We start from the raw sequence: 11112 nt of genomic DNA, 5'->3' as shown, positions 1-11112 counted from the left end.
TTAACGCGATGTCTGATAATTTACGTTCACTGAGTATCACCCTGGTCGCCGAGGCTAAGCAGGTGAAAAGCTTTACGCTAACCCAGTGGCGTATTGCAGAGCTTACCCTGAGTGATCAGGGCCCCAATGTGCTTAACCTGCAGTTGTCGATGACCGAGCGTGCTGCTTACCGTTTCAACCTGACGTCTGCCACCCCACGGCTATTTGTGCGAGCGGGTTTTACTGGGCAAACACCCAAACCTGATGCGATTACCGCTAGTCAGGACGTGGCAGCCGGTTGGATGGACGGTGAGCAGCAGGTGCTCGAAGCACCAATGCCCATGGCCATTCAGGTCTGGATTGAGAGCTACCTCGCACGCCACGGCGAAGCGCCGATGGAGATGCGCAAGAAAAAACGCAAAGGAGCGGGGCGCGCCAAAGAGACCCCCACCAAGGAGCAGCCGCAATGAGCCGCCTAGAGCGCTGGTCGCGCCTAAAACGCAACGTTCCCCAAGAGCAAGATGCGCCGCCGGTTACAGAGCCCGTTGAGGAACTGGCGGCCAAATCGGATATTTCACCTGATGCCGCGCAGGAAGCGCCAGAGCAGGCATCACTAGAACAGTCTCCTGCAGAACAATCGCCTTCAGAACCAGCACCTAAGCCTGGCAGCTTAGACCACACCTTGCCCGACCCTGAAACGCTGGAAGCGGGCAGCGACTTCAGCGCCTTTATGGTGCCAGGAGTAAGCGGAGCCCTGCGGCGGCGTGCTTTGAAACGCCTGTGGGCCACCGGCAACTACAACGTTCGCGACGGCCTGGATGACTATGATGCCGACTACAATCAGCTGTTAAAGCCCATGGACTCCGAGCTCGCCAGCAAACTGCGCCGCTGGACGCATAAAGTGGAAGAGGCGGTTGATAAGCCGTTAGACGAGCCCGAGTCTCCAAAAGAGTTGGCAGAGAACGAGCAAACAAGTGAGAAGCCGGTCGCGCTAGAGGACGACTCCTCAACACCTCGCGATGATGGTGTCAAAACTGTAGAAAACACCTTGCTAGACGACCAGTCTGATTATTTATCTGATACTAAGATGAAAACATGGGATTAGTAATAAAGTTATAAAAAATCAAAATCTTGGGTGTGTTGGTCGTCGCCAGCGTTGGCAGCGTTGACGGTAATTAATTTGGCAAAATACGTATTTCGCCATAGGCTGAACTTAGCTTCTACGCATTGTTATGCCACAATAGTTAAATCATATAACTCAAAATTATAATAAGAATTATTCACTGACCGTGAGAACGCATGAACCAACGAATCCAACTGGCGTCGCTAGACGACCAGCGTAATGCCGAGGCTCGGGAGACGGTACGCCAGCGTATCTCCTGGCCCGCTAACCTAACGCCTGCCAATGTGACCTATCACAGCCGTGGTCATGCGCTACTGCTTGGCAGTGAGCGCGATACTCGGCAAGCCGCACGTATTCTGCAAGGGCGTGGTTTGGCTTCATTGACGCTGGTTTTCACCGCGCCCAACAGCGTAGATGTTGACGAAGAGGTGAATGATAGCGAATTGTACGCTGCGACCGAGATCCTCACCACCCAGGCGCTAACTAATGCCCAGGCTGAAAAGCTGCACATTAGCGGCCATTTGGGCATGTTCAAAGCGGTAATTGGTGGTGATGAGCCGCTTGATCTTGCCCGTGCGCTGATCGAGCGAGAGGCGTTTGACCTAGTCCTGGATTTAAATGCCTCTCCTTGCCTACCGGTGGAATTACCACCGCCTGGCTATGTGGTAATGCAGTGGCAGAATGTCGAGCAGCGCAACGACATCCTCGACGACTTTGTGGGGCTGGTGGGCGAATTCGACAAGCCGCGTTATTTTCAGGTCAATAGCGACTTATGTGCCCACTCTACCAGCGGCAACATTGGCTGTACCCGCTGTTTGGATGTTTGCCCTGCGGATGCCATCTCCAGCATTCAGGGGCGGATTGAATCTCACATCGAGATTGATCCCTTTCTCTGCCAAGGCGTGGGCAGTTGCACCAGTGCCTGTCCCACTGGCGCTATCGAATTTCGCCTACCGGAAACGCGCCGCCAGCAGGATACGCTCTCTGCTTGGCTGGGCGCCTACCGCGAAGCGGGTGGTCAAGCGCCGGTGCTGCGTTTTATTACCCATGATTCCCAAGATGCTGAGCGCGCAGCGGGCGTAGTGCCCGCAGGTCATGTCATCGATGCACCGCTTGAGGAGCTGGGAGCAGCGGGGCACGACCAGTGGTTAACTGCCCTGGCCTCAGGGGCCGCCGAAGTGCGTATCCAGCTGCACCCCAATATGCCCGCCCGCTTAAGCGCCTTTTTGACCGACCAGCTCGCCCAAGCGCACGCCCTGTTAGACGCCTTAGGTCATGATCGCGCTCGCGTAAAGCTGATCGAGAGAGCCGATGATGCAGGCCGGGATGCGCTACCGGCACTCACCCCGTTGACAGAGTCACCGCTAAGCCTGCCTGATCCAGAAAAGCGTGCGCGTTTGAACCGCGTGCTGGCTCGACTGGCTGAATTGGGTAACCCCAGCGGCGAGCGGGTTGCCGTACCGGCAGGCGCTGCCTACGGCGCCATTCAAGTCGATAGCGACGCCTGCACGCTGTGCCACGCCTGTGTCAGCAACTGCCCGACCCCGGCATTAAAATCAGGCGGCAAAACGCCCGCGCTGAGCTTTCTTGAAGCGGACTGTGTGCAGTGCGGCTTGTGTGAGCAGGCTTGCCCGGAAAATGCGATTACTCTGATGCCCGGCTTCCTGGCATCCAATGTCCGCGAAACGCGCCACATCTGCCACGAAGAAGCCGCTTTTGAGTGCATCAACTGCGGTAAGCCGTTCGCCACTGTCAGCACGGTCGCTACTATTAAACAGAAGTTGGCTAACCACCCCTACTTCGCCGGCGAGGCGATGATCCGTCTGGAAATGTGCGAAGACTGCCGGGTAAAAGATGTCTGGAAAACCATGATTCGCGACCCTGACGCGCAACTGAAGGTATAAGCCGATGACGGATGCACTGCCTACGCTCAAAGAAGCGGATGCGCTACGCGCCGATATCTACCGGCTGTTAACCACGCTACTGCGCCAAGCGCCAGATCCAGAACTACTCGACTGGTTGGCTGAGCTAACTATCGAGCAAGATGGTAGCCGCCTAGCAGAGTGCTGGCAGTCGTTGGCGGTAGCGGCCAACGGTGCGGATGCTGAGAGACTGCAGCGAGCTCACTTTCGTCACTTGGTCGGTGTGATTCAAGGTGAGGTGGTGCCCTACGCCTCCTGGTACCGCAACGGCGAATTGATGGAGGCGGCGCTGGTGGCGCTGCGCCAAGACCTAAAAGTGCTTGGCTTTGAACGCAGTGAGCATACCCGGGATCCGGAAGATCATCTGGCTGCCCTGTGTGAAGTGATGGCGATGCTGATCGACGCCGAAAGCTCTGAGCAGGGTTATTTCTTTAGCCAACATTTAGCCCCCTGGGCGGCCAGCTGTTTTGCCGACCTGGGGCAGGTAGACACCGCTTTCTATGCAGCGCTGGGGCAGTTGGGTAGCGCTTTTATGGAGAGCGAACAGGCTCGCTTGAGGGTTGATGCGGGCCATACGCCAGTGCGTATTCTTGAGCCTTAACGCAGGCTTCATAAAAGAAACAGCAAAAAAAGACCCGCACAAAAAAGCATGCAAGAGGAGAAACCCATGCAACCGTCACACAACGCTGAGCGCCGCCGGTTTATGAAAACCGTTGGGTTGGGAACCGCCGCTGCTGGCGCCGCGGCAGCAGTCGGTCATGTCACTCTGGCACAGGCTGACACTGCCCCGGTAAAAAACGAAAAACCAACGGTTAACTACCGTGAGACCGATCACGTCCGTGCTTATTACGCCTCGCTGCGTGACTGACGGCGGAATGCCAGGAGATTTGCCATGCGCTTAACTCGCAAAACAGACACCCCCAAGGCCTCAGGGCTGGGTATTTCCCGTCGCCAGTTCCTCAAACGCAGCGGTGCAGCCACTGGTGGAATGGCCGCCGTTGGCTTTATGAGTGCGCCCATGATGCAGCGCTCAGAAGCAGCCGACAAAACCCCCGTGCTGGACTCGCCGGTCGAGACCAAACGCACCATCTGCTCCCACTGTTCGGTAGGTTGTGGCGTTTACGCCGAAGTTCAAGAAGGCATTTGGACTAAGCAAGAACCCGCTTTTGATCACCCTATCAATCGGGGTGCGCACTGCGCGAAAGGCGCTTCACTACGCCAGCACGGCCACTCCACGCGGCGCCTCAAGTACCCGATGAAGTTGGTCGCGGGTGAGTGGGAGCGTATGAGCTGGGATGACGCCATTAACGAGATTGGTGACAAACTGCTTGAGCTGCGCGAAGAGCACGGCCCGGATAGCGTTTACTGGCTGGGCTCGGCGAAGTTCAGCAACGAGCAGGCGTATTTAATGCGCAAGCTTGCCTCGCTGTGGGGCACCAACAATACCGATCACCAGGCGCGTATCTGCCACTCCACCACTGTGGCGGGCGTGGCGAATACCTGGGGTTATGGAGCGATGACCAACTCGCTCAACGATATGCATAACAGCAAGGCGATTCTGTTCATTGGCTCCAACCCCAGTGAAGCGCACCCGGTGGCGATGCAGCATATCCTGATCGCCAAAGAGCGCAACAATTGCGACATCATCGTCGCCGACCCGCGCTTTACCCGTACTGCCGCCAAGGCCAACAAATATGTGCGTCTACGTCCCGGTTCGGACGTCGCCTATATTTGGGGCTTGTTATGGCACATTTTTGAAAATGGCTGGGAAGACAACGAGTACATCAATCAGCGCGTTTACGGTATGGATGAAGTACGCGCTGAAGTCGCCAACTTCCCGCCCAGCGTTGTAGAAGAAGTCACCGGTGTCCCCGAAGCCGAGATGTACGATGTCGCTAAACGCCTCTCCGACAACCGGCCTGGCTGTGTGGTCTGGTGTATGGGCGGCACCCAGCACACCACCGGCAACAATAATACCCGCGCTTACTGCATTCTTGAGTTGGCGCTGGGGAATATCGGTGTGGCGGGCGGCGGCGCTAACATCCTGCGTGGCCATGATAACGTACAGGGGGCGACCGACCTGGGCCTTGGCTGCGATTCATTGCCTGGTTACTACGGTTTGGCGGAAGGTGCCTGGCAGCACTGGGCGCAGGTGTGGGATCTCGACTATGAGTGGCTTAAAGGCCGCTATGACGATACCGAGTATGCCGATGGTAAGCCCATGTACACTGCCGGTATTACCGTATCGCGCTGGGTCGATGGCGTGCTCGAAGAGGACGAGAATATCTCCCAGCGTACCGCGCTGAAAGCAATGTTCTACTGGGGCCACGCGGTTAACTCCCAGACTCGCGGCGTCGAGATGCAAAAAGCGATGCAGAAGCTTGAGATGATGGTCATCGTTGACCCTTATCCCACCGTTGCTTCGGTTATGCATGACCGTAGCGACGGCGTGTATCTGCTGCCAGCGGCCACCCAGTTCGAAACCACAGGCAGTGTCACCGCGACTAACCGCTCGATTCAGTGGCGTGACCGCGTGATTGAGCCGCTGTTTGAGTCCAAGCCCGACCACGAAATCATGTACCTGTTTGCTCGTAAGCTGGGCTTCGGTAATGAGTTGGTCAAGAACTACCAGATGAACGGCGACGAGCCGCTCATCGATGACATTCTGCGCGAAATCAACAGCGGTATGTGGACGGTCGGTTACACCGGGCAAAGCCCCGAACGCCTCAAAGAGCACCAGAAAAACTGGCACACGTTCAGCTTCGAGAATCTGCGCGCAGAGGGCGGCCCGGCGGACGGTGATTACTACGGCTTGCCGTGGCCCTGCTGGGGCACGCCAGAGTTCGGCCACCCAGGCTCGCCTAACCTTTACGACACCAGCGTGCCGGTGATGGAAGGTGGCATGGGCTTCCGTGCCCGTTTTGGTATCGAGCGTGACGGCGTCAACCTTCTGGCGGAAGGTTCAGCGCCGGTGGGGGGCGATATCGACGACGGCTATCCAGAGTTCAACGACCAACTGCTCAAAGACCTAGGCTGGTGGGACGACCTGACCGCCGAAGAGAAACAGGCGGCGGAAGGCAAAAACTGGAAAACCGACCTCTCTGGCGGTATCCAGCGTGTCACCATTGAGCATGGCTGCGCGCCTTACGGCAACGCCAAGGCACGCGCTGTGGTCTGGACTTTCCCCGACCAAGTGCCGAAGCACCGTGAGCCGCTCTACACCACGCGTCGCGATTTGGTTGAACGCTTCCCTACTTGGGACGACTTCGACTCCATCATGCGCCTGCCGACCATGTACAAAACCATTCAGGATCGCGACAACACTGGCGAGTATCCAATGATTCTCACCTCTGGGCGCCTGGTTGAGTATGAAGGTGGCGGTGAAGAGACGCGCTCCATGTCGTGGCTTGCCGAGCTGCAGCAGGAGATGTTTGTCGAAATTAACCCGGCGGACGCCAACGACCTCAGCATCAAAGATGGTGACGATGTTTGGGTAGAAGGGGCAGAAGGGGGCCGTGTGAAGGTCAAAGCCCTGGTCACTCCTCGCGTCGATCGTAACGTAGCGTTTATGCCGTTCCACTTTGGCGGCATGTTCCAGGGCGAAAGCCTGCGTGACCGTTACCCGGATGGGTCTGATCCGTACATCATTGGTGAGGCGGCCAATACCGCCACCACCTACGGCTATGACCCGGTGACACTGATGCAAGAGACCAAGTGCACCATCTGCCGCATTGAGCGGGCTTAAGCTTCGACCGACCTGACAGCACGGCGGTGCGGGAGCCATCCCGCACCGGCATGAGGAGAACACCATGGCTCAAATGAAATTTATGTGTGACGCCGAACGCTGCATTGAGTGCAACGGCTGCGTCACCGCCTGTAAAAATGCCAACGATGTCGAGTGGGGCATTCAGCGCCGTCGCGTGGTCACGCTCAACGACGGTGAAGCGGATGAAATGTCCATCTCCGTCGCCTGCATGCACTGTGACGACGCTCCTTGCATGGCGGTGTGCCCCACCGACTGCTTCTACAAAACCGATGACGGCATCGTGCTGCACGACAAAGACCTCTGCATCGGCTGTGGTTACTGCCTCTACGCCTGCCCGTTTGGCGCCCCGCAGTTTCCCCAGCAGGATGCCTTTGGTGAGCGCGGCAAGATGGACAAATGTACCTTCTGCGCGGGCGGCCCGGCCGAAAGCAAAGAAGAGGAGTACGAGAAGTACGGTTCCAACCGTATTGCCGAAGGTAAACTGCCGCTGTGTGCTGAGATGTGCTCCACCAAAGCGCTGCTTGCCGGTGATGCCCAAGACGTGGCCGATATCTTCCGTCAGCGTGTTGTCCATCGCGGGCACAAAGATGGCGCCTGGTCTAATAACCCTCAGGCCAGTGCCGACAACCTAGCCTATGATGCTGCCCATAAAGGGTAAGGAGGCGTGTCATGAACCTGTTGACTGCACAGGCATCCGGTGGGGTGCCACGCTCAGGTAAAGGGCTCGCCCTGGGTATTTGGCGCTTTATGTTGGTGGCGTTTGCTCTGGTGCTTAGCCTCGGCTTCACGCAAGTGGCGTTGGCTCAAGCGGATCCTGACCGTGAAATGAACACCGCTGCCCCCGGCATTACCGCCGACCAGTGGCGTCAGGTACGTAGTGGAGAGACCGGGCCTAACTACCGTGACTCGCGTTATGAAAGCGACTACAGCTTGATCAATGCAAGCGGTGAAACCTGGCGGCAGATTCGCAACCGCTGGGTGTCGCCGTTTGGTTTGATTGCGGTATTTGGCATGGCGGCGCTGATCGCGCTGTTCTACTTCATTGTCGGGCGTAAAGAGCTTGAGGCGCCACGCACGGGGCGTCTACTTTTGCGTTGGACGCTGATGAAACGCGCGCTGCACTGGACGGTAGCAACGCTGTTTATCATTCTGGCGCTGACTGGGATGACGCTGCTGTTCGGTAAATTCGTGTTCCGCCCACTGTTTGGCGATGGGATTTGGGCCTGGATGATTGCGGCGACAAAAGTGCTGCATAACTACCTGGGGCCGATCTTTGGCATTCTGCTGGTGATCCTGCTGTTCAGCTTGATCAAAGACAATATTCCCAAAAAGCACGACTGGGTATGGTTCAAGAAAGGCGGCGGTATGATTGGCAAAAAGCATGTGGATGCTGGTTTTGCCAACGGTGGTGAAAAAGCCTGGTACTGGCTGTTAGCGACGGTGGGAATCTTAGTGGTTGCCAGTGGCTTCGTGCTCGACTTCCCCAACTTCGACCAGGGCCGTGACACCATGCAGTGGGCCAATATTATCCACGCAGTGGGCGCATTGGGGCTTACGGCGGTTTCCCTCGGCCATATCTATATCGGCACGTTGGGTACCGAAGGCGCGCTAGAAGGTATGACCACGGGCTATGTGGATGAGACCTGGGCCAAAGAGCACCATAATCTTTGGTACGAAGAGGTCAAAGACCAAACGCTATCGGAACAAGAGGTGGCGGCCCGCAAGTCATCTGGCGGCAGCAGTGAACCGTCGGCAACGCGAACCAGTTAATAAGCATTTAATGGTCGCTAAGACACCGCCTTTCGGCGGTGTCTTTTGTTATGCTTCACCTTAAGTTATTAAATAACCCAAGCCATGTATGAGAGGAACGGTTATGTCAGCGTTTGATGAGTTAGACCCAACCACGCGCACCGAGCTTGAAGCCGCCGCGTTTCGGCGTTTGCTACAGCATCTGGACGATAACAAAGATGTCCAGAATATCGATCTGATGATTCTGGCGGACTTTTGCCGCAACTGCTTATCGAAATGGCTGGTTAGCGCTGCTGAAGCGCGGGATGAAAGCCTCAACTACGAAGAGGCCCGCGAGTACGTTTACGGTATGCCTTACAGCGAGTGGAAGGAGCTTTACCAGCCGCCCGCTACGCCTGAGCAAATGGCGGCCTGGGAAGCTCACCACGCCAAAAAGAAAGCAGCCAAACAAGGGTGACGTCAATGAGTGAGCCAATGGTGCCCCTCAACATAGCCGTACTCACGGTCTCGGATACCCGCACGGAAGAGACGGATCGCAGCGGTCAAGCCTTGGTCGAGCGGCTAACCAACGCCGGTCATACTCTCGTTGAAAAGCGCATAGTGCCTGACGATGTCTATCGTATTCGTGCGGTGGTCGCGAACTGGATCGCCGAGGCGGATGTGCAGGTAGTCATCACCACCGGAGGCACTGGCTTCACTGGGCGTGACTCTACCCCTGAAGCCATCTCGGTGCTGCTGGATAAGCGCATCGAAGGCTTTGGAGAACGCTTTCGTCAGCTAAGTGGTGAGGAAATTGGCAGTTCCACCATCCAGAGCCGCTGCCTCGGCGGCTTAGCCAACGCCACGGTAGTGTTCTGCCTGCCTGGCTCAACCGGCGCCTGCCGCACCGGCTGGGACGGCATTCTGGCAGAGCAATTGGATAGCCGCCACAAACCCTGCAACTTCGCTAATCTGGTCATCCCAGGTCGAGGCCAGCATGGTTGAATGAGTGGCATATTTTCCAGGCTGCCGCTTGCTGTAGCAACAAGTTTGCGTGGCGACTTGTATTGGGGTTGCGCTGTCGTCGCGCTCTTGAAAGTTAGTGTCAATGCAATAGCTGCATTGGTTTTAAACAGCTAGCTCAGTGCTTCTTCCTTTAGAAAGTTTAGTAATAAAGGGTGATTCGCTAGAGCAATATTGATTCGAAGAGCTGACCCTGACTCGTCATTGCCTAAAGTAAACAAATTTCCAGGTGCTAGGAAAATCCCCTGTGCAGAGGCTTTTTTTGCTAGCTCAAGGCCGTCTACGCTTTTTGGTAAAGGGCACCAAATGTAGTAACTCCCGGTGGGTGGCTGAATTTGGTTGAAACCAATATTTTTCAACGAGGAGATCGCTGCTGCGCTAGCCTTGGCCACTCTTTCGCGTAAACGAGTCATTTGGCGACGATAGCGACCATGAATGATCATTTCATGGATCATCCTTTCAATAATGCTTGAACTGGTAACCACCGTGAGCATTTTAATATCAATCAGTGACCGAACCAGCGTCTGATTAGCTGCAATGTAGCCACAACGCATACTGGCAGATAGCGTTTTGGAAAAAGTGCCAACGTATATGACTCGGTTAAGGCCATCGAGCGAAGCAAGGTGAGGCGTTGATCGGGGGAGAATATCACCAAAAGGGTCGTCTTCAATGATGGTTAAATCATGCTGTTCAGCGATACGTAATAAGGCATGCATATTCTGGAGAGACATGGATGTGCCGGTAGGGTTGTGAGCCATAGGCTGAACAAACAAAAGCCTTGGCCGGTATTCCCGGATACTCTGTTCCAGCATATCGAGATCCAGCCCTTGAGGTCCTCTAGTGATGCCGATGGTTTTGGCACGCTGTAGGCGTAATTTACCAAACATTGGGTAATAACCAGGGCTTTCAACTAGCACCACTTCACCGGGCTCTACAAAATGCCTAACAATCAGGTCGAGTGCATGGTTGGCGCCGAACGTCATCAAGATTTGATTTGGATGAACGCTAATTGCACGATCGTTTAGCGTTCTGGCGATATCTTCTCGCAGGCCGATCAATCCCTGAGGGTTGCCGTATTCGAACTCATCTCTGGCGTCATTATCCTGATTGCTGCGTTTGAAATAACGGCGTATGTCCGAGCTTTCCATCCAACTTGCCGGCAGGCGTCCATCTCCGGCTCTGACTTCATAATGCTGATTCAATTGTTCTCTTAATAGAGAAACCAAGTCGACCGCTTCAGTAAAATGTTCAGGCTTGATAGCTGGGTGAGCTGGTCTGGTTGCTTCCACATAAAAGCCAGAACCGCGCCGAGGGCTGATATATCCAGTCGCGACTAAGCGGTCATAAGCATCAATTATAGTATTTTTTGAAACCCCAAAGCTCAGGGTTGCATTGCGAATGGAGGGTAATCTTGTCCCCGCCGTTAGCTGTCCCTGCTCAATGCGCTCAATAACTGTATTGGCGACTTGTTGTGCTCGAGTTGGTTTTTGCTTCATAAAAGGCTCAATTGTACCCATTAATTAAAGGGTACAGTACATGGGTCAATTTTGAATATTGTACCTTGTCCAGTT

The 11112-nt window shown here is 55.5% G+C and carries 11 protein-coding genes; 10 read left to right on the top strand and 1 reads right to left on the bottom strand.

Annotated features, from left to right (window positions below):
* The first annotated feature begins 8 nt into the window (after positions 1–8).
* The 10 genes from LMS44_RS19680 to moaB all read left to right on the top strand — a co-directional run bounded on the left by LMS44_RS19680 (position 9) and on the right by moaB (position 9523).
* Positions 9–449: a DUF3305 domain-containing protein gene (locus LMS44_RS19680; protein ID WP_022521827.1), complete on the top strand. Its 441-nt coding sequence runs from the start codon at positions 9–11 to the stop codon at positions 447–449.
* The gene (locus LMS44_RS19675; protein ID WP_138799340.1) at positions 446–1084 is read left to right on the top strand and encodes a DUF3306 domain-containing protein; all 639 of its coding nucleotides are present in this window, start codon (positions 446–448) and stop codon (positions 1082–1084) included. Before LMS44_RS19680 ends, LMS44_RS19675 begins: the two co-directional genes overlap by 4 nt.
* Before the next feature lie 194 nt (positions 1085–1278).
* Positions 1279–3006 carry a 4Fe-4S dicluster domain-containing protein gene (locus tag LMS44_RS19670; RefSeq protein ID WP_498946180.1) on the top strand — a complete coding sequence of 576 codons (1728 nt, stop codon included), beginning with the start codon at positions 1279–1281 and terminating at the stop codon, positions 3004–3006.
* Positions 3007–3010: 4 nt separating this feature from the next.
* A complete protein-coding gene (locus LMS44_RS19665; protein WP_138799342.1) occupies positions 3011–3625 on the top strand; it encodes a TorD/DmsD family molecular chaperone in 615 nt (204 codons plus the stop codon).
* 66 nt (positions 3626–3691) lie between these two features.
* Entirely contained in the window at positions 3692–3892 is a 201-nt protein-coding gene (locus LMS44_RS19660; protein WP_022521831.1) for a twin-arginine translocation signal domain-containing protein, read from the top strand.
* A gap of 24 nt (positions 3893–3916) precedes the next feature.
* Positions 3917–6769, top strand: a complete 2853-nt coding sequence (locus LMS44_RS19655) for a molybdopterin-dependent oxidoreductase (protein ID WP_009285876.1) — start codon at positions 3917–3919, stop codon at positions 6767–6769.
* Between the two features lie 64 nt (positions 6770–6833).
* Entirely contained in the window at positions 6834–7448 is a 615-nt protein-coding gene (fdh3B, locus tag LMS44_RS19650; RefSeq protein ID WP_022521832.1) for a formate dehydrogenase FDH3 subunit beta, read from the top strand.
* A gap of 11 nt (positions 7449–7459) precedes the next feature.
* Entirely contained in the window at positions 7460–8560 is a 1101-nt protein-coding gene (locus tag LMS44_RS19645) for a formate dehydrogenase subunit gamma (protein ID WP_138799343.1), read from the top strand.
* Between the two features lie 103 nt (positions 8561–8663).
* Complete coding sequence (locus LMS44_RS19640; protein ID WP_088701875.1) at positions 8664–8996, top strand: DUF1244 domain-containing protein; 333 nt, start codon at positions 8664–8666, stop codon at positions 8994–8996.
* A 5-nt stretch (positions 8997–9001) separates the two neighbouring features.
* A complete protein-coding gene (gene moaB, locus LMS44_RS19635; protein ID WP_022521835.1) occupies positions 9002–9523 on the top strand; it encodes a molybdenum cofactor biosynthesis protein B in 522 nt (173 codons plus the stop codon).
* A gap of 131 nt (positions 9524–9654) precedes the next feature.
* Here moaB and LMS44_RS19630 read toward each other — a convergent pair whose 3' ends face one another.
* The gene (locus tag LMS44_RS19630) at positions 9655–11037 is read right to left on the bottom strand and encodes an aminotransferase-like domain-containing protein (protein WP_138799344.1); all 1383 of its coding nucleotides are present in this window, start codon (positions 11035–11037) and stop codon (positions 9655–9657) included.
* Positions 11038–11112 lie beyond the last annotated feature (75 nt).

Origin of the sequence: Halomonas profundus, from assembly GCF_020865425.1 — a bacterium.
Classification (GTDB): domain Bacteria; phylum Pseudomonadota; class Gammaproteobacteria; order Pseudomonadales; family Halomonadaceae; genus Vreelandella; species Vreelandella titanicae.
This window is presented reverse-complemented; position numbering and strand designations above follow the sequence as displayed.